Origin of the sequence: Acinetobacter sp. 'aerobic (ED)' (assembly GCF_904886855.1) — a bacterium.
Taxonomy (GTDB): Bacteria; Pseudomonadota; Gammaproteobacteria; order Pseudomonadales; family Moraxellaceae; genus Acinetobacter; species Acinetobacter courvalinii.
The window spans coordinates 423,105-441,834 of the sequence record NZ_CAJHGI010000001.1 but is presented as its reverse complement, the minus strand read 5'-3'; the positions used below and the strand labels follow the sequence as shown (position 1 = coordinate 441,834).

18 protein-coding genes are annotated in these 18,730 nt (G+C 42.9%); 10 read left to right on the top strand and 8 right to left on the bottom strand.

Annotation, left to right across the window (positions count from 1 at the left end):
- Window positions 1-31: 31 nt before the first annotated feature.
- From JO943_RS02105 to JO943_RS02095, 3 genes are all read right to left on the bottom strand, one after another.
- Entirely contained in the window at window positions 32-502 is a 471-nt protein-coding gene (locus JO943_RS02105) for an SRPBCC family protein (protein ID WP_202739850.1), read from the bottom strand.
- A complete protein-coding gene (locus tag JO943_RS02100; protein WP_202739849.1) occupies window positions 480-839 on the bottom strand; it encodes an ArsR/SmtB family transcription factor in 360 nt (119 codons plus the stop codon). Before JO943_RS02100 ends, JO943_RS02105 begins: the two co-directional genes overlap by 23 nt.
- Before the next feature lie 85 nt (window positions 840-924).
- Window positions 925-1,824: a DMT family transporter gene (locus JO943_RS02095; RefSeq protein ID WP_202739991.1), complete on the bottom strand. Its 900-nt coding sequence runs from the start codon at window positions 1,822-1,824 to the stop codon at window positions 925-927.
- Between the two features lie 89 nt (window positions 1,825-1,913).
- On the opposite strand from JO943_RS02095, the gene JO943_RS02090 reads away from it, so the two are divergent.
- From JO943_RS02090 to JO943_RS02070, 5 genes are all read left to right on the top strand, one after another.
- Window positions 1,914-2,786, top strand: coding sequence for a LysR family transcriptional regulator (locus tag JO943_RS02090; protein ID WP_202739848.1), 873 nt, complete (start codon window positions 1,914-1,916; stop codon window positions 2,784-2,786).
- 247 nt (window positions 2,787-3,033) lie between these two features.
- Complete coding sequence (locus JO943_RS02085; protein WP_202739847.1) at window positions 3,034-5,238, top strand: OsmC domain/YcaO domain-containing protein; 2,205 nt, start codon at window positions 3,034-3,036, stop codon at window positions 5,236-5,238.
- A 282-nt stretch (window positions 5,239-5,520) separates the two neighbouring features.
- Window positions 5,521-5,832 carry a DUF305 domain-containing protein gene (locus JO943_RS02080; RefSeq protein ID WP_202739846.1) on the top strand — a complete coding sequence of 104 codons (312 nt, stop codon included), beginning with the start codon at window positions 5,521-5,523 and terminating at the stop codon, window positions 5,830-5,832.
- A gap of 107 nt (window positions 5,833-5,939) precedes the next feature.
- Entirely contained in the window at window positions 5,940-6,281 is a 342-nt protein-coding gene (gene fdx, locus JO943_RS02075; protein ID WP_202739845.1) for an ISC system 2Fe-2S type ferredoxin, read from the top strand.
- Between the two features lie 105 nt (window positions 6,282-6,386).
- Window positions 6,387-6,575, top strand: a complete 189-nt coding sequence (locus tag JO943_RS02070; RefSeq protein WP_004653564.1) for a heavy-metal-associated domain-containing protein — start codon at window positions 6,387-6,389, stop codon at window positions 6,573-6,575.
- Between the two features lie 98 nt (window positions 6,576-6,673).
- Here JO943_RS02070 and cueR read toward each other — a convergent pair whose 3' ends face one another.
- From cueR to JO943_RS02050, 4 genes are all read right to left on the bottom strand, one after another.
- Window positions 6,674-7,132 carry a Cu(I)-responsive transcriptional regulator gene (gene cueR / locus JO943_RS02065; protein WP_202739844.1) on the bottom strand — a complete coding sequence of 153 codons (459 nt, stop codon included), beginning with the start codon at window positions 7,130-7,132 and terminating at the stop codon, window positions 6,674-6,676.
- Window positions 7,133-7,143: 11 nt separating this feature from the next.
- Entirely contained in the window at window positions 7,144-9,630 is a 2,487-nt protein-coding gene (locus JO943_RS02060) for a heavy metal translocating P-type ATPase (RefSeq protein WP_202739843.1), read from the bottom strand.
- A gap of 295 nt (window positions 9,631-9,925) precedes the next feature.
- Window positions 9,926-10,768 (bottom strand): SDR family NAD(P)-dependent oxidoreductase, encoded by an 843-nt coding sequence (locus JO943_RS02055; protein WP_202739842.1) that lies wholly within the window; start codon window positions 10,766-10,768, stop codon window positions 9,926-9,928.
- Window positions 10,769-12,301 (bottom strand): flavin-containing monooxygenase, encoded by a 1,533-nt coding sequence (locus tag JO943_RS02050; RefSeq protein WP_202739841.1) that lies wholly within the window; start codon window positions 12,299-12,301, stop codon window positions 10,769-10,771.
- Between the two features lie 114 nt (window positions 12,302-12,415).
- Between JO943_RS02050 and JO943_RS02045 the strand changes: the two genes are divergently transcribed.
- From JO943_RS02045 to JO943_RS02030, 4 genes are all read left to right on the top strand, one after another.
- Entirely contained in the window at window positions 12,416-13,435 is a 1,020-nt protein-coding gene (locus tag JO943_RS02045; RefSeq protein WP_199972894.1) for an AraC family transcriptional regulator, read from the top strand.
- Window positions 13,436-13,561: 126 nt separating this feature from the next.
- Window positions 13,562-14,293, top strand: coding sequence for a response regulator transcription factor (locus JO943_RS02040; RefSeq protein ID WP_202739840.1), 732 nt, complete (start codon window positions 13,562-13,564; stop codon window positions 14,291-14,293).
- Window positions 14,294-14,361: 68 nt separating this feature from the next.
- Window positions 14,362-15,825: an indoleacetamide hydrolase gene (gene iaaH, locus JO943_RS02035; RefSeq protein WP_202739839.1), complete on the top strand. Its 1,464-nt coding sequence runs from the start codon at window positions 14,362-14,364 to the stop codon at window positions 15,823-15,825.
- A gap of 185 nt (window positions 15,826-16,010) precedes the next feature.
- Window positions 16,011-17,042: a M20/M25/M40 family metallo-hydrolase gene (locus JO943_RS02030; RefSeq protein ID WP_202739838.1), complete on the top strand. Its 1,032-nt coding sequence runs from the start codon at window positions 16,011-16,013 to the stop codon at window positions 17,040-17,042.
- A 70-nt stretch (window positions 17,043-17,112) separates the two neighbouring features.
- On the opposite strand, the gene JO943_RS02025 is transcribed toward JO943_RS02030, so the two are convergent.
- A complete protein-coding gene (locus JO943_RS02025; RefSeq protein WP_005230555.1) occupies window positions 17,113-17,415 on the bottom strand; it encodes a DUF3817 domain-containing protein in 303 nt (100 codons plus the stop codon).
- A gap of 279 nt (window positions 17,416-17,694) precedes the next feature.
- Here JO943_RS02025 and JO943_RS02020 point away from each other — a divergent pair, with 279 nt between their 5' ends.
- Window positions 17,695-18,672: an NAD(P)H-dependent flavin oxidoreductase gene (locus JO943_RS02020; RefSeq protein WP_202739837.1), complete on the top strand. Its 978-nt coding sequence runs from the start codon at window positions 17,695-17,697 to the stop codon at window positions 18,670-18,672.
- The last annotated feature ends 58 nt before the right edge of the window (window positions 18,673-18,730 follow it).

The window sequence follows — 18,730 nt, the reverse complement described above, 5'->3', positions numbered from 1 at the left end:
CTTGAGGAATTTTCTAGGTGTAATGTGTAAATTATACTTTCAGACCTTTAGCATACTCAACCAGTTGATCAATCACCGTTCCCCAACCTTCAAAGAAACCCATGTCTTCGTGTTGTTGACGAGTTTCAGCAGTACGGTGACGGGCAATTGCGGTATATTGGGTTGCGCCATCACCTGCATCTTCAAGCAACAGAATTGCGGTCATAAATGGATTTTCAGCAGGTTTCCAGTCTTCGGTATAGGTATCGGTAAAGACCAATTTCTTGCCATCAATCACTTCCAGATAAACCCCTTCATTTTTGATTTCATTACCATCAACATCAAAGATGGTATTGAACTTTCCACCCACTCGTAAATCAATTTCACAGGCTTTAATCGAGTGAGGGCGAGGAATAAAGAAGTGTTGGATATGTTCAGGTGTGGTCCAGCATTCCCAAACCAGCTCACGCGGAACATCTATCACTCTTTCCAGTTTTAAATCAGTCTTTGGATCCAGTTTCATTTTCTCTTTTCCTTTTTAATTCGAGTGCATAACGATCAAATTGATTAAGTCTTTGTTCCCAGATTGCCCGTTGTTCACTTAACCAATTTTGCATGGGGGTGAAAGCTTCGGGTGTCAAAGCACAAGTTCTGATTCGTCCATTTTTTTCTGAATGAATAAGTCCTGCTTGTTCTAATTTATTTAAATGTTTTAGAAAAGAAGGCAGGGCCATGTCATGTTGTTCAGCCAGTTCGGTGATCGATGCTGCCCCAAAAGACAATCGCGTTAAGATATCTCTACGCGTTGGATCACTGAGAGCACTGAATAACATATCGAGTTTAGAATCATACTTAGCCATAGAGCTAAGTATTGCGCACAAAATAGACAGCTGTCAACAAAAAACTTAGCTAAAAAGCTAAGTTTCCATTGCAACTTTTATTGCTCTATTTTTCTTGTTTATTGGTTAAAATAACCCCAATAAAACTTAGACTACCACCAAGCAGCATAGACCAGGTGATGGATTCCTTCAGAATCAGAAATGCCAGTAAGACTGCAAATACAGGCACCAGATTATTAAATATAATGGTTCGAGATGCTCCAATGTGATGAATTGCTTCGGCATACCAGATAAAAGCCAGAACTGTGCCAAAGACGCCGAGGAAGATAATGGACAACCAGCTGTATAGAGAAATATGTAGAATCGAAAGTTGCATAAATTCAGGCACAAGACTGATAAAGAGAAAAAATGTTCCCCACAGTACCGAATAGGTGGTCATGGTTAAGGCCGGGGCTTGGGTCTGTTTAAAACAAATCGTATAAATGACCCAGCTCAAGACTGCACCGCACATCATCATTTCACCCGTGCCAAAAGATTGAGTGAATGCAGCAAAAAATTCACCTCTACTTACCACGATGAGTGTGCCGATTAAAGCGAGACATACACCTAAATAATTTATTCTTAGTAGCCTTTCCTGAAAGAAAATCCGCATGACTAAAATCGTTAAAATAGGGGATAAGCTCACAAATAGTGCAGTTCTGCCTGCTTCAATTCTGGACAAAGCAGCAAAGAAAAATAAGTTATAAGCAAATACCCCCGTCAATCCCATCAAGATAGCATAGACATGTTGTTGTACAGAAAGATGGGGAAATCCTCCCGTGCTTTTCAATAAGATCAAGACCAGTAAGACCGCAGCAAAGCCAAAGCGTAATAATGCAGAGAGGGTTGGGGAGAGTTCCGCTGTAACAATGCGTCCTGCAATGAAGGTACCACCCCACATTAAGGCAACACAGATCAGCTTCAAATAAACAGTGGAACTCGAAAGAGAAATGGCGAAGTGACGCATGAAATTTTCAATCAACATGGAATTGAATCAAATCCTAAAACTAATTTATTTTTATAGTAAAATGAGCTTTTACTCATGAATGCATTGTGATGACCCTGACTCAACTTGAAATATTTTCCAAGCTCGCGGAACTAAAAAATTTTACCCATACTGCACAACAACTAAATATTTCGCAGTCAGCGATTTCGCATGCACTTAAAGCATTGGAAAAGAAGTGGCACACCCAACTGTTTTATCGAAATAATAATGAAGTTGAGCTGAGCGCTGCAGGACAACGCTTACTACCTTATGCGAATGAAATCCTGAATGTTGCTCACATGATTCAGCAAGAAGTGATGGATATTAAAGGTCTTAAAGCGGGAATATTAAGGATTGGTTCCTTTGGTGCATCATCTTCCAATGTACTGATTCCACTGATTTTAAAAAATTTTGCGCAGCAATATCCTGAGGTTGAGGTATTGGTGATGGAAGGTACGGATAAAGACGTATTGCAATGGATAAATGAACGCAAAGTTGATCTTGGGTTTGTGGTACTGCCTGAAACCCGCTTTGATAGTTTTGCTTTGCTGGAGGATATCTTTGTTGCTTTATTGCCCAACGATTTAGAGATCGCACAAAAGCCAGCGGTACAATTACAAGAGCTGCTTGATCATCCTTTTATTATAACCAGTGCGGGTAGTCAAAACCATGTCATGGAACTGTTTAAGGCTGCACAACTCACCCCACAGATTAAGTATAACTTGTCGCAAATCCTGTCGATTTTAAATATGGTCAATCAGGGGGCTGGCGTTTCGATCGTGGCGGATTTAGCACTCGACACAAATATTCTTTCGCTTTACCCCAATGTGGTCAAACGCCCATTATCTCCCAATATCAAGCGTTCTATTGGCCTGGCAGTAAAGAATAAACAGCAGATGTCACCGACTGCAAAAGCCTTTGTTGAGCTTGCCGTGCAACTCTAGCTTTGGGTCAGTATGCTAAAACCTGCTTAATTGTTCATAAATAGGCTAGAAAAACAGACAAAAGTTATCAATTACACAAAATACTTCTATAATAGCGCCCATCATTACTAAGGTCAGTGTTTAGATAGAGTCATAAGACGACCTTAGCCACAGTTTTTTAAGTCTATTTGTGATCCACGATTCGGCTTATCGATTATTATTTTCAATCTTATGTACTTGCAACACATAAGAATATTTAGGTGCTCGCATGGAAATCAAGGTTAATTATCTCGACAATCTTCGACAAGAGGCGAAGTTTGATGACTTTACGGTAATCGCCGATCAGCCGATTCGTTATAAAGGCGATGGTTCTGCACCAGGCCCATTTGATTATTTCCTTGCTTCATCTGCGTTGTGTGCAGCTTATTTTGTCAAAGTGTATTGTGCTGCACGTGATATTCCAACAGACAACATCCGTTTATCTCAGAACAATATTGTTGATCCTGAAAACCGCTACAAACAGATTTTTAAGATTCAGGTTGAATTGCCAGCTGATATTTCTGAAAAAGATCGTCAGGGCATCTTGCGTTCAATTGATCGCTGTACCGTCAAGAAAGTGATCCAGACCGGTCCAGAGTTTGTGATCGAAGAAGTTGAAAGCATTGACGCGGATGCACAAGCCTTATTGATGCCAAGCCTGGCTTCGGAAAGCAGCACCTATATTGCAGGTAAAGACCTGCCATTAGAAGAGACCATTGCCAATATGTCAGGGATTTTGGCAGGCCTAGGCATGAAGATTGAAATCGCATCTTGGCGCAATATCGTACCCAATGTCTGGTCGTTGCATATCCGTGATGCACAATCGCCAATGTGCTTTACCAATGGTAAAGGCTCAACCAAAGAAAGTGCTTTGGCATCGGCTTTAGGTGAGTTCATTGAACGTTTAAACTGTAACTTTTTCTATAACGATCAATTCTGGGGTGAGGACATTGCCAATGCAGAATTTGTACATTATCCAGATGAGAAGTGGTTTAAACCGGGTCCAAATGGCGAATTACCAAAAGAAATTTTGGATGAATATTGTCTAGAAATTTATAACCCGGATGATGAGTTACTCGGTACGCATTTATACGATACCAATTCAGGGAATACAGAACGTGGTATTTGTTCATTGCCATTCGTACGTCAATCCGATGATGAAATTGTCTATTTTCCATCAAACCTGATTGAGAACTTATATCTCAGTAACGGGATGAGTGCGGGCAATACCTTGGCAGAAGCTCAAGTTCAATGCTTATCTGAAATTTTTGAACGTGCGGTTAAACGTGAAATTCTGGAAGGTGAAATTGCATTGCCAGACGTACCGCAAGAAGTATTGGCGAAATATCCAAGTATTGTGGCAGGTATCCAAGGTTTGGAAGAGCAAGGCTTCCCAGTCCTTGTCAAAGATGCATCGTTAGGCGGTCAATTCCCGGTGATGTGTGTAACTTTAATGAACCCACGTACAGGCGGTGTATTTGCCTCATTTGGTGCACATCCAAGTTTTGAAGTAGCATTAGAGCGTAGTTTGACTGAATTGTTGCAAGGCCGTAGTTTTGAAGGTTTAAACGATTTACCGCAACCAACTTTCCAAAGCAATGCAGTCACTGAACCAAACAACTTTGTTGAACACTTCATTGATTCAAGCGGCTTGGTCTCTTGGCGCTTCTTTAGTGCCAAATCGGATTATGACTTTGTGGAATGGGACTTCACCAATAACGGTGAAAACTCCAATGCTGAAGAAGCAGCAGAATTGTTTGGCATCCTTGAAGAAATGGGCAAAGAAGTCTACATGGCGGTATATGAGCACTTAGGAGCAACCGCATGCCGTATTCTGGTGCCGGATTATTCTGAAATTTATCTGGTTGAAGACCTGATTTGGGACAATACCAACAGAGCGATCTTATTCCGTGAAGATATTCTTAATCTACATCGTTTAGATAACGAGCAACTGGAAGCTTTGGTTGAGCGTTTAGAAGAATGCGAACTGGATGATTACACCGAAATCACCACCTTGATTGGAATTGAGTTTGATGACAATACGGTATGGGGTCAGTTAACTCTGCTTGAATTAAAACTGTTGATCTATCTTGCTTTAGAGCAGTTTGAAGAAGCGAAAGAATTAGTTGAGACTTTCTTGCAATACAATACCAACACGGTAGAACGTGGTTTGTTCTATCAATGCATGAATGTAGTGTTAGAAGTTTTACTTGATGATGAAATGGAGCTTGAAGACTACGAAACTAATTTCCGCCGTATGTTTGGTAATGAGCGTATGGATGCTGTGGTTGGTTCTGTTGAAGGTACGGTCCGTTTCTATGGCCTCACACCAACCAGTATGAAACTGGAAGGGCTTGACCGTCATTTACGTCTCATCGATAGCTATAAGAAATTGCATAAAGCACGTGCTAAGACAGTCGGCTTAAATAACTAAAACACTATAAGTATCGTTTTTAAAAAAGTGCATGTTGATCATGCACTTTTTTTATTTAGAACTTATAAAAGTTTGTAATTTGAATCACTCAAAATTTTAATAAATTGATGGCTTGACCTTGCAATTATTGGAAGGACTACAGTGTCTTTCATAAAGGTAACTGTGCCACAGGAGATAGAAACTCTGATCTATTGATGGTGTCAATTCCTTTATTTTCATCAATATAGCATGTTAATCACATCTGAAATGAATGTGATGCTGCTGAATAGAAAGGAAACAATAATGAGTGAACAACAATCGGCAATAACGCCTAACCTAAATAATACAAGTGATATTTATAGCCCCTCTACGCGTGCTTATATGGAACTAACCAGCCGTATGCATGTTGATATGCAAATCAATTACACAGGCAATGCCGACATCGACTTTATGCGTGGAATGATTCCACATCATCAAGTAGTCATAGATATGGCCAAGGTTGCCTTGACATATTGTTATGATTCAGAAGTTCGCATGTTGGCAAAAAATATTACTTTGGCTCAAGATATTGAAATTAAAGTGATCAATGCCTGGTTACAACGGCATCTATTATAAAGCTTTCGATCTTATTCTTGATTTGATAGTTCCATCCATAAAAGGCTGAATCTAAACAGCCCTTTATGGATTACAGCTTTTCGTAATTAGATAGAAAGGTAGCGATTATGCCGAAGATAACCGTGCTCCCGCATGAAAAAATCTGCCCAGAAGGCAGTATTCTAGACATTAAAAAGGGCGCAAACCTGTGTAGAACTTTACTCGATCATGGGATTGAAATTGAACATGCCTGTGACCTTTCAGGAGCCTGTACCACCTGTCATGTCATTATTCGAAACGGCTTTGAAAGTTTGCAGGAAATGGATGATGTTGAAGCAGACCTGCTTGATCGTGCTTGGGGGTTAAGTCCAGAGTCTAGACTGTCCTGTCAGGTGAATATTCAGGATCAGCCTTTAGAAATAGAAATCCCCAAATACACCATCAATTATGTTTCCGAAAAGAAGGAATGATTAGATGAAGTATTGTTTATTTTAATGTGTAAAAGGCTTGACCTTACCATTATGGCAACCTTTATAGTGTGTTTATCTTCTTAAATAACTGAATGGAGTTTTGCAATGGAATTTCACGTTGAAAATATGACTTGTGGTGGCTGTGCACGTGGCGTAACCCGTGCAATCCAAGCGGTAGATGCCAATGCAAAAGTCATTACAGATCCACCAAATCGTAGTGTTAAGGTTGAAACGACAGCCTCACAACAACAAGTGGTCGAGGCTTTATCTGAAGCAGGTTTTCCACCACGTTAATCTGTTCTGGAATCAAAAGCGGCTAAAACAGCCGCTTTTTTGTGTCAAAAGAATGGAAAAAAATAAAAGGCGATCACAAGATCGCCTTTTATTGTGTTCTACTTGCGCCCAGTGAGTGGAGACAGCGAGAGCAGATCATTATGATGATGGATGTCCTTGATTTCATGACTAGGCTCTTTTAATCCTTCCAGAATCGGACAGTCGGGACGATTATCACCCGCACAACAATCGACTAAATTCTGGAGTGTCTGTGCCATTTGCTGCAGGTCCTGGATACGCTCTTGCAACTTTTGGATATGTGCCTGAGCCAGTTGTTTTACATCGCCACTTTGTCGATTGCGGTTATTCCATAAATCCAGTAAATCGGTGATTTCCGTGACCGAGAAACCCAGTTCACGACTGCGTTTGATAAATTTCAAACGTTCCACGTCATTGTCTGAATAAGAACGATAGCCTGCATTGCTGCGTCCTGCCGCAGGAATCAAACCAATTTGCTCGTAATAACGAATCATCTTGGCGGTTACACCTGAAGCTTGAGAAACTTTACCAATATTCATAAGATCCTCCATTAGCCTTTATGCACAGATGGTGGTTGAAAACGACGTAAACGTAGGGCATTCCCAAGCACAAATACACTTGAAAGTGCCATCGCACCCGCGGCAAAAATCGGTGACATCAAGGTACCATAAGCAGGGTATAACACACCCGCAGCCACTGGTATCAATAGGGTATTGTAGGCAAAAGCCCAGAACAGGTTCTGGTGAATATTGCCAATGGTTGCCTTAGATAAGGCAATTGCATTTGCAACACCTTGCAAGTTGCCAGACATCAATACCACATCCGCAGACTCAATCGCCACGTCTGTACCAGTGCCAATTGCAAGGCCGACATCTGCTTGAGCCAGTGCTGGTGCATCATTGATCCCATCCCCAACAAAGGCAATATTGCCATATTTTGCTTTCAGTTCCTGCACGGCATTAACTTTACCTTCAGGTAGCACTTCGGCAATCACTTCATCAATCCCAAGTTGTTTGGCAATGGCATGTGCGGTACGGGCATTATCACCGGTAATCATTGCCACTTTTAAGCCCAGTTGATGTAAGGCTTGAATGGCAGCAGGTGTGGTGTCTTTAATTGGATCGGCAACTGCAATAATCCCTGCCAAAGCGCCATCAATTGCCACATAAAGCGGAGATTTGCCTTCATCACCCAAACGTTGTGCTGTATGGGAAAAAAAGCCGATATCTAGGCCATGTTGGATCATGTAACGGTCTGCACCGATATAGATATTCTGGCTTTCGTTTACAGTGGCATTAACACCCATCCCAGTGACTGAATCAAAGCGGTCAACCTTTGGCAAATCCAAACTTTCATTTTTTGCCGCATCGACAATTGCTTTGGCAATCGGGTGTTCAGACAGTGACTCCACTGCGGCAACAAGACTGAGCACATCATTACGTTCAAAGCCGGATGCCACTTCAAAATCAGTCAGTACGGGATGACCTTCGGTCAAAGTGCCTGTTTTATCAACAGCAACCACTTGGGCATCTTTTAACAGCTGTAGTGCTTCCCCCTTACGGAACAGGATACCCAGTTCTGCACCACGTCCAGTACCGACCATAATCGAGGTCGGAGTTGCCAAGCCCATAGCACATGGACAAGCAATAATTAGTACAGCTACGGCGTTGACCAGTGCAAAAGTTAGCGCAGGTGCTGGGCCGAAAACCAACCAGACCAGAAAAGTGAGTAAAGCGGCAATCATCACTGCGGGTACAAACCATAAGGTCACTTTGTCGACCACAGCTTGAATCGGCATTTTAGAACCTTGTGCCTGCTCGACCAGACGGATAATCTGTGCCAGCATGGTGTCACCACCGACAGCGACGGCTTTAAAACTTAAAGTTCCGTTCTGGTTAATGGTTCCACCCACCACTTGGCTGCCAATGTTTTTCTCAACAGGAATCGGTTCACCCGTAATCATCGATTCATCCACAAAGCTTTGGCCTTCAATGACTTCACCATCGACAGGAATTCGTTCACCCGGTTTCACGATAACCAGATCACCCGTTACCACTTGTTCGATTGGAATATCAATAACCTGATGATTACGAGAAACATGGGCAACTTTGGCCTGTAAGCTGACCAAGCGCTGAATGGCTTCCGAGGTCCGTCCTTTGGCTTTGGCCTCGAGAAAACGACCGAGTAGAATCAAGGCTACAATCACTGCTGCAGCTTCGTAATAAACATTGACCGTGCCTGCAGGTAAGAACTTTGGTGCAAAAGTAGCCACCAGTGAAAATAGGTAAGCTGCCAAGGTACCGACTGCCACCAAGGAGTTCATATCTGGGGCTAAACGGACTAAAGCGGGAAGCCCTTTAAGATAAAAACGACGCCCCGGAATAAACAGGACTAAGCTGGTTAAAACGAATTGTAAGTACCAACTATTTTGCATGCCAATAGTCTGTTCAATCAGTTGATGCACACCCGGAATCAAGTGCGAACCCATTTCCAAGATAAACACAGGCAATGCTAGAACTGTGGCAATAATCAGGTCGCGTTTGAGTTCTGCACGTTCTTGGTCCTTTTTCTCCAGTTGTTCAGTTTGGTCTGGCGTAGCAGCCTGAATTGCTTTGGCATCGTAACCCGCCTTATCAATTGCGGCGATCAGGCTTTCAATACTGGCTGTACCTGTTACAGTAGCGCGTTCTGTTGCTAAATTGACGTTGGCAGTGCTTACGCCATTCACCGCATTTAAGGCTTTTTCTACCCGACTGACGCAGGAAGCGCAGGTCATGCCTTCAATAGAGAGTTCTACTGTCGATGCAGGAACATCATAACCTGTTCGTTCAATGGCCTGAATCAGCACTTGTCGGTCTACGGGCTTGGCAAGTGTGATATCGGCACGTTCTGTGGCTAGATTCACTGACGCAGACTGAACGCCGTCGACTTTTTTGAGTGCTGTTTCGACACGTCCAACACAACTGGCACAGGTCATGCCTTCTACCTGAAGTGAAACTTTTATATTTTGAGCATCTGTATTTGTTTGCGTTTCCATAAGTTATACCTATAGCGCTAATCTGATTGCTTCAAGCATAGACCTTAACATTATGGGAAGGTCAAGAGGGGATTTTCAATATGGACTGTTTTATTGCTTAAGCCAGACAAATTATTCGTTTTGATCAAAATTTAACAAGCAAGCGAAGTGATGTTGGAATAAAACCGACTGTTTTAAATGATAATATTTTATCGTCAGCGAAAGGATTTGAATAAAAAAAATCGGAAAAAGGTTGTGCAATCATCGATCGACCATTTGGCTATTGAACAAATGGTCGATCACCCTAGATTAGGCTTTATGACAAGAATCTGGCTTGTAGGGCAGTGGCTGTCGCAAAAATCTTCTGATATCCCTGTGGTAAAATTCGTTGCAATACATCGACTGCTTTTGCGTCAGTACCAATCAGTAAACGACGTTTATTTTTCAGCACAGCAGTGAGAATCTGTTGGGCTGCCTGCTCTGCAGGGGTTCTCAATATCTTGTCAAAAGCATCCTGACTTTTTAGCGGGTCCATTCCCAGAATCTCAACACTGTTGTTAATACGCGCTGCTTTGGCAATATTGGTGCGGATGCCTCCCGGATGTATACAGGTTGCACTGACTCCACAACCTTGTAGATCCAGTTCCTGACGTAAGGACTCGGTAAAACCGCGAACTGCAAATTTACTGGCATTATAAGCACTTTGCGTCGGTTGTGCGGTCAGCCCAAACATGCTGGAGACATTGATCACATGTCCGTCACCGCTTTGTTTCAGGTAAGGTAAAAACTCTTTGGTCCCATACACGACACCCCAGAAATTAATCCCGATCAGCCATTCCAGATCTTCATAGCTGACACCTTCTGCGGTACTGCCCATGGCAACGCCTGCGTTATTAAAGATCAGATTGACTTGCTGATGCTGCTCGACAATCGTTTTCGCCCAATCTGCCATTTCCTGACGCTTGGCCACGTCAACCACCTGAGTGGTGACTTTGACAGGATAGGTTTTTAACAAGTTTTGGGTCTTGGCTAGCCCCAATTCGTTGACATCTGATAAAGCCAGATGACAACCTTGTTTTGCCAACGCAACGGCAAGGGCTTGACCAATACCTGAACCCGCACCTGTAATCGCAGCCACCTTATTCTTGAATGTTTTCATTTAAACCGCCATTTGTTGTTCTAAAGCTTGTGTCTGCACTTGAGGATGGGATGACCGGGTCAACTGATGATAGTTTTCCAGATCAAAACGACGGGTGCGTTGACGGTATTCCAGTGTAAAACCCGGCCAGTTATTGGTATTTTTTCCTGTCGCAGTTTGATACCAGCTGGTGCAGCCTTGCGACCACATGGTGGACTTCATCCGTTCCTGAATTTCCTGATTAAACTGTACTTGGATTTCAGCTTTCAGATCTGTAAAGGCTAAATTGTTTTGGATATGGGCTTGAAGGGCATCCAGAATATAGTTCACCTGACTTTCAATCATATACACGATTGAGTTATGCCCAAGATTGGTATTGGGGCCATACAGCATAAAGAAGTTGGGGAAACCACTAACGGTTAAGCCTAAATACGCTTCTGCGCCATCGACCCATTGGTCTTTCAATCTTTTGCCATTCAGTCCTGTAATTTGCATGGGTGCCATAAACTCGGTTGCCGCAAAACCAGTTCCATAAATAATGGTATCGACTTCACGGTATTTACCATCTTTATCAACAATACCATTTTCAGTGACTTCTTGAATCGCAGTATTAATAACCTCGACATTTGGACGGACCAGACTACGGTACCAATGGTTTGAAATCAGAATACGTTTGCAGCCAATCGGATAATCAGGCATCAAACGATGACGGAAGTGAGGGTCTTTGATTTCCTCACGGATATGCCGTTGAAAAATATATTCGGCCAAAGGAATTTCATTCAGCGTAGCGGTAAAGCTCTTGAGGCGAATTTCGTTATAACTATATTGAAATACGCGATCAAGGCTTTGTAAAACCGGAAGCTTTTGAAATGCTTTGCGTTCCAGACTGGTATAAATACGGTCTGGTTTAGGAATCACATAAGGAGCAGAACGTTGATAAATATCTAAATGCACCACTTGCTTGGCAATCTCAGGAACAAACTGGATCGCACTGGCGCCAGTCCCAATGACTGCCACCCGTTTGTTATTTAAGTCATAGTCATGATCCCAGCGTGCAGAATGGAAAGTCTTACCCTTAAAAGTCTCCAAACCTTTAATTTTGGGATAAGCAGGTCGATTGAGCTGACCAACGGCGGCAATCAGAAATTCTGCCTCAAATTTTTCTCCGGTTAAGCTCTTAATCTGCCAGACACCTTGGGTGGCATCAAAATCAGCGCTGGCAATTTCAGTATTAAACTGGATATGTGGATAGAGCTGATATTTTTCTGTGCAATGCTTCAAATACTGATGAATTTCCTGTGATGAACCATAACGGTTTTTCCAGCCCAGTTCTTGCTCAAAGGAAAAGGAATATAGATGGGAAGGCACATCACAGGCAGCACCGGGATAGGTATTGTCACGCCAGACACCACCGATATCACCGGCTTTTTCAAATAAGGTAAACTGTTCAAAACCGGCACGTTTGAGCTGAATCGCCAGCCCTAAGCCACCAAAGCCTGTTCCAATAATGGCGATACGTATATTGTTGTTTGAAGATAATTGTTGTTTAGACATAACCGACTCAAGTGAATAAATATCATGTACTGCATGCAGAATAATCGTTTCATGCATTGATTTAGAGGATGGATCAGGACAAAATATTGTGATTAGCGGACATGGAGAAGACGCTTGAAGTACTTATGGACTTATGAACGAAGTATCCATAGTGTTCGCCTGATGGCTGATTTTGCCGCAGAGCTCGGAACTAGTCATAGCCAGATTCTGACCGGAACTGGTATAGAACAACACCAGTTACTTGATCCGAATATGCTGGTAACAGGTCAACAGGAATTGCAACTGATCCGTAATCTGGTAGAACTGTTCGGACATCGACCTTTGCTCGGGCTGGAAATCGGAACCCGTTATCACTTTACCACCTTTGGTTCATTAGGACTGGCTTTGATCAGCAGTGCCAATATACGTGAAGCCTTAAATTTTGCCTTGGCCTATTTTCCCTTGTCCTTTGCATTTAGCCAGTTTGTGCTATCAGAACATCCGGATACACACGATATCCAAATCGAGATCGTGGTGGATCAAGGGATTCCACAAAATTTATGGCAGTTTATTATTCAGCGAGATGTCGCTGCACTGATGACTGTGCAACGCGATTTAATTCAGGATCAACTTTGTCAAAAGGTCATGTTTTCATTTCAAGCTCATGGAGAAACTCAGGCTTATGTTGAGCTATTTGGAATTAGCCCGGAATTTGGTGCATTAAAAAACCTGATTGTATTAAATGCCGGAAAAATAGACCAGAAACTCAGTATGGCCAATGAGCTGGTGCTACAGGCTGCGGAACAACAATGCCGACAGACGCTGGATAAACGACAAGCCCAAAAGAAATATACCCATCAGGTTCAGCAAGTCTTGATGAATAACCAAGGTGAAATTCCGTCGATGGAGGAGGTTGCGGATTGCTTGCATTTAAACTCACGGACCTTGCGTCGTTATTTGGCCCAAGAGCAGGTGACATTTCTCCAGATCAGAGAGGAGGTACGAAAAATTCTTGCAGACTATTATCTGTCTTTAACCCAAACGTCTATTGAGCAAATTTCCGAATGGCTGGGTTATGCTGAGCCTGCCAGTTTCATTCATGCCTACAAACGCTGGTATGGCAAAACACCCCATGCAAGCCGATTAAAAAAATAAAGTGTAGAAAATAACGATTCCGTGGCATATAAAAGACAGAGGAAAGCGAAATAAACAAAAGGGAATCACTGTTCAGCTTGATTGAAGCGTGGACAGATATCAGGAAGATAGAAAGGGTAGCAGGCCATGCTTTTAGAACAGGATTTAAGTCCAGCGGAGTTTAGTCTTTTTTCCGAAATACTGTGGAAATTAGGCTCGGGAAAAGGACAGCAAAACTTACGCGAAAGCCTTATTGCTGATATTGCGACCTTGTTACGTGCAGATTTTGCAGCATCCTATATCTGGGATGCAAAACAGCGTTTGTCCAGAAAAGGCATCATGTGGCAAATTGATCCCAAAGCCATGTTGGAATATGACACCATTTGGCAGCACAATGATCCGATCACGGCACAGCTTCGCCAGCGGCAACATCCCACCTTTGTGAATGAAATCATTTCTGCAAGCGCGCTTAAAAAAACAGATTACTACAATGAATTTTTACGGCCTTATAGTCTCTATCATGGCCTGAATGTTTATTTTGTACGAAATGGCATGGATCTTGGAGACCTGCGTATCTGGCGCGCCAAAGATTCAGTCATGTTCAGTGAACGTGAGAAAAGGATCTTAAACCTGCTGGAACCTTATCTGACCCAAGCCTTAGCCATGGATTTATCTTGCCCTGATGTTTTAACGCCACGCGAGCAGGAGGTCGTAATGTTAGTCGCGAAGGGACTAAGCGATAAACAGGTTGCCAATTTACTTGAGATTGGTTTTACCACGGTCAGGACCCATCTTAAAAATGCCATGCAAAAAATGGGCTGTCATAATCGTACCGAAATGGCACGGCTCATCCATTGTCAATCAACTCCTCAATTTTGAGGATATCACGTGACTTTATATCTGTACTAAATTAGCACAACAATTACTTAAATGGATTTTAAGTCATCATGCTCAACATCAATAAAAAACTACATTCGGATCAGATTACTCACCTCAATAAAGCCAGCATTGACCAAGTTACCCGTTTGGTACGTGAGCGCAAAGTCAGCTGTGAACAGCTCGTCCATTTTCATTTTGACCAGATTGAACAGCAGCAAGGCTTAAATGCCTTTATTAATGTCGATAAAGCAGCGGCCCTTGAACAAGCGCAGTCCTGGGATCAACATATGGCGGATGGGAAAGCTTGCCCCGCCTTGATTGGGGTATTGCTTGCGGTGAAAGATAATATCCATGTTGCTGGTTTTCCGAATACGGCAGGAACGCCAGCCTTGACTGATTTCCGGCCTAAAACGACGGCTCCCGTGATTCAGGCCCTGATTGATCAAGGTGCAATTGTGGTGGGCAAAGCCCATATGCATGAATTGGCATTCGGGGTGACGGGTTATAACACCGCAATGCATATTGACGATGTGATCGGTACGCGTAATGCGGTTAATCCTTTACATATTGCGGGTGGTTCTTCTTCTGGCAGTGCCGTTGCAGTCGCTGCTGGCATGGTGCCGATTGCAATGGGGACGGATACAGGTGCATCGGTTCGATTACCCAGTGCCTTAAATGGTTGTGTTGGCTTTCGCCCAACGGTTGGACGCTATGCTCAAGCAGATATCACCCCAATTTCACATACACGGGACACCGCAGGGCCAATGGCACATTGTATAGCCGATATTATTCTGGTTGACCAGTTGATTGCACCATTAGCTCAGCCTATTGCATTGCCGACCCGACCGATCAGGCTTGGAGTCAATGCCTATTTTTGGGAGGATCTGGATGAGGATGTGCATGAACAGGCACATGCGGCACTGCATTGCTTAAAAACCGCAGGCATCGAAATTGTTCCCGTAAATATGCCGGATTTAGCTCAACTCAACCAGCATATTTCATTCCCATTGGTGATTTATGAAGGTAAATATGACCTGATTGACTATTTAAAACACCAGCAGATCAATCTCGGTCTGGAAGCACTGGTCGAGCAGATTTCAAGTCCAGATGTAAAACATATCTTTCAGCAGAATATATTGCCGGAAATGCTCATGGATGAGACGGGGCAATCGCTACCCGTGCAAACGTTGTATCAAAAAGCCATACAGGAAGCTCGACCACAACTACTGGCGCTTTACCAGACAGTGTTTCAGGAGCACCAACTTGATGCCTTGATCTTTCCCACCTCGCCGATTGTGGCGCCACTCGTGGATGAGCAGGTCAGTTCGATTGGTCAGTTCCAGAGACTGATCCGCAATACCGATCCGGGCAGTAATATCGGCTTGCCTGGGCTCAGTTTACCAATTGGTTTAGGAAAAAAATCACAACTTCCTGTAGGGCTGGAAATCGATGGACTACCGTATACGGATCATCAACTCTTAGCCATGGGACAGGTCTTGGAACAGATTTTAAGTAATTTAAATCTTCACTAAAATAACCAGAGCCGCAATACATCGCCCGTTGCATTGAAAACGGGCTTGGTCTGTCATTTTTGAAATTACTAGTAACCTACGCTGACTCAATCAATAACTGCAAAGGATACAAAATGAAATGGCAAATCCGCGTGCTCAACCCTAGTATTAGACTGACTTTATAAGAATCGGTTTACGTTTATTTTATGTTTTTAAAGAAAATTTTAGCTGTTTGTGTGTTAAGTAGCATGTTTGCAATCAGTGGCTGTCAAAAAAACGAGCAAGATTCCAAAGAAAAAATTGAAGATGTTAGTCAATCTGGTTTAAAAATGGATGCGGCACAGATGATGACGCATTTACATGCTTTTGAACAAATTGCCAAACAGCAGGGTGGCAATCGCGCAGTGGGGACGCAAGGTGGTTTAGCGAGTGCAGATTATATTTTAGATCACGCCAAGAAAGCAGGCTTTACGACAGAGCTTCAGGCTTTCGAAAATCGTGAAAAGACCAAAGGGCGGAATATTATTGTAGAGATTCCGGGTGAATCGAAACAAGACATTATTCTACTGGGAGCCCATTATGACTCGGTCAAAATGGGGCCCGGAATCAATGACAATGCCTCCGGCGTCGCCTTGTTACTTGAGTTAATGGCACAATTATCTCAACAGAAAATAAAGCCCAAGCATAGCATTCATCTGGCATTCTGGGATTCGGAAGAAGTAGGAATCGCAGGGTCTCAAGCCTATGTGAAAAAACTGACTGCTGAACAGTTAAAGGCGATTAAGGCTTATATCAATGTGGATATGGTGGGCACCAAAGACCCTGAAATCCTGATTGCAGATGGCGATAAGTCATCAGTAGACGAGATGGAAAAAATGTTAAAAGAACGTGGCATGCAGGAGCAGGACTATAAGCCATTACTCGATGGTTTACGCAGTATACCAAGCCATAGCGGTGATTTAGCCTTGGAGAATACGCTCAAAGAATTTTTTAAAGCAAAAAATTTAAAAATTAAAGAGGATGTCGCCACCTTAACCGCCAGTGATACGGCTCCATTTTTAGGTAAAGTGCCTGTGACCTCTGTCATCTTGTTTAATGAACAAATGAAAGGTGATGAGCTTGAGTTCGCGCCGTGCTACCATAAAGCATGTGATACCATTGAGCAGGTCGATCCAAAATCGATGCAAATGGCAGGTGATGCGGTAATTTACTTACTCCAGTCACTCGATAAAAAATAATTCTAAAATTATTGTGGATGATAAAAAAGGAAATCTCAGGATTTCCTTTTTTATGTCAGGGCATCTAGTCCTATTTAAGCTTGGCTTGTCGCTGGGCGATATACTTTTCATTAAAGAAACCGCCCAAAGGAATAAATGCCAGAATAAATAATCTCAGTAATTCCGCTTTCGACCATACCGCAGCCGTGCTGATCAGATTCCACAAATAGAAAAGAAATGCCACGCCGTGGATTGGGCCCATAATTTTGGTCGCTACAGGCAGATCAAAAGCATATTTAACAGGAATGGCAACCACAAACAGAAGTAATAAAGTTACCGCTTCAAGGATGGAAGCCAAGCGCAAACGTTGCAGTTTTTGGGTGGTAATACTCATAACATCGTCTCAGGAGAAGAATAAAAACGTAAAAATGACTGAAGCATAACATCTTTATCGTTCATAACGCTTGCGCAACTAAATAACTTGCTTGGGAGATAACTTCATTCACGATGCTCCAGCAGGATTGATAAAATCATTTCATCAATTGATTTTATGCAACTTGTTGCATAAAAATTACTGTCCCGATATGATCAACTGAATCAACAACGAAGCCTTCATGATTATGAATGGCTGAGTCTATGGAAATAATAATGTATCGTTAAAAGAGTAGAAGTCATGTCAAAAATTCCAGCAGTGTTCAACAACCTCAGACTTCCTGTGATTGCCTCTCCATTATTTATCATCAGTACACCGCAACTGGTGCTCGCCCAGTGTAAAACGGGTGTGGTGGGGTCAATGCCAGCTTTGAATGCACGACCTGCAGAAAAACTGGAGGAATGGCTCAAAGAAATCACTGACGGAATTGCGGAGCACAATGCCTTACATCCTGACCGTCCTGCGGCGCCATTTGCGATTAACCAGATTGTGCATAAAAGTAATAATCGCCTCGAACATGACATGGAACTGATCGTTAAATATAAAGTGCCGATCGTGATTACCTCTCTAGGCGCCCGTACCGAAATTAATGAGGCCACGCATAGCTATGGTGGCGTAGTCTTGCATGACGTGATTAACAATCGCTTTGCCCAAAAGGCGATTGAAAAGGGCGCAGATGGCTTAATCGCGGTGGCTGCTGGCGCAGGCGGACATGCAGGCGTGAAAAATCCATTTCCATTGATACAGGAAATCCGGGAATGGTTTGATGGACCTTTGGCCTTATCAGGCGCAATTTCGACAGGGGATGCCATTTTGGCCGCGCAGGCAATGGGCGCTGATTTTGGTTATATCGGTTCTGCATTTATTGCAACCCATGAAGCCAATGCAACAGCTGCTTATAAACAGGCTATCGTAGACCATAACTCAGATGAGATTGTCTATTCCAACCTGTTTACCGGCGTACACGGAAACTATCTGGCCCCCAGTATTCGTGCAGCGGGGCTTGATCCAGCCAATCTGCCAGAAGGCAACCTAAAAGACATGGACTTTAGCACCTCCAGCGAGGATGGTACACAGCATAAAGTGAAAGCATGGCGAGATATCTGGGGATGTGGTCAAGGTTTAAATGCAGTGAAAGCAACCACTTCAGTTGCCGAGCTGGTTGATCGTCTTGAAAGAGAATATCTGGCAGCCAGACAACGTTTAATGCTGGGTTAGCCTTTGATGAAATAAAGCGCTGAAAATCATAATTTTAGCGCTTTTCAAAGCAATATCA

Coding starts and splice junctions, on each gene's coding strand:
- JO943_RS02105 (WP_202739850.1), bottom strand. CDS start 502: ATGAAACTGGATCCAAAGACTGATTTAAAACTGGAAAGAGTGATAGAT.
- JO943_RS02100 (WP_202739849.1), bottom strand. CDS start 839: ATGGCTAAGTATGATTCTAAACTCGATATGTTATTCAGTGCTCTCAGT.
- JO943_RS02095 (WP_202739991.1), bottom strand. CDS start 1,824: ATGCGTCACTTCGCCATTTCTCTTTCGAGTTCCACTGTTTATTTGAAG.
- JO943_RS02090 (WP_202739848.1), top strand. CDS start 1,914: ATGACCCTGACTCAACTTGAAATATTTTCCAAGCTCGCGGAACTAAAA.
- JO943_RS02085 (WP_202739847.1), top strand. CDS start 3,034: ATGGAAATCAAGGTTAATTATCTCGACAATCTTCGACAAGAGGCGAAG.
- JO943_RS02080 (WP_202739846.1), top strand. CDS start 5,521: ATGAGTGAACAACAATCGGCAATAACGCCTAACCTAAATAATACAAGT.
- fdx (WP_202739845.1), top strand. CDS start 5,940: ATGCCGAAGATAACCGTGCTCCCGCATGAAAAAATCTGCCCAGAAGGC.
- JO943_RS02070 (WP_004653564.1), top strand. CDS start 6,387: ATGGAATTTCACGTTGAAAATATGACTTGTGGTGGCTGTGCACGTGGC.
- cueR (WP_202739844.1), bottom strand. CDS start 7,132: ATGAATATTGGTAAAGTTTCTCAAGCTTCAGGTGTAACCGCCAAGATG.
- JO943_RS02060 (WP_202739843.1), bottom strand. CDS start 9,630: ATGGAAACGCAAACAAATACAGATGCTCAAAATATAAAAGTTTCACTT.
- JO943_RS02055 (WP_202739842.1), bottom strand. CDS start 10,768: ATGAAAACATTCAAGAATAAGGTGGCTGCGATTACAGGTGCGGGTTCA.
- JO943_RS02050 (WP_202739841.1), bottom strand. CDS start 12,301: ATGTCTAAACAACAATTATCTTCAAACAACAATATACGTATCGCCATT.
- JO943_RS02040 (WP_202739840.1), top strand. CDS start 13,562: ATGCTTTTAGAACAGGATTTAAGTCCAGCGGAGTTTAGTCTTTTTTCC.
- iaaH (WP_202739839.1), top strand. CDS start 14,362: ATGCTCAACATCAATAAAAAACTACATTCGGATCAGATTACTCACCTC.
- JO943_RS02030 (WP_202739838.1), top strand. CDS start 16,011: ATGTTTTTAAAGAAAATTTTAGCTGTTTGTGTGTTAAGTAGCATGTTT.
- JO943_RS02025 (WP_005230555.1), bottom strand. CDS start 17,415: ATGAGTATTACCACCCAAAAACTGCAACGTTTGCGCTTGGCTTCCATC.
- JO943_RS02020 (WP_202739837.1), top strand. CDS start 17,695: ATGTCAAAAATTCCAGCAGTGTTCAACAACCTCAGACTTCCTGTGATT.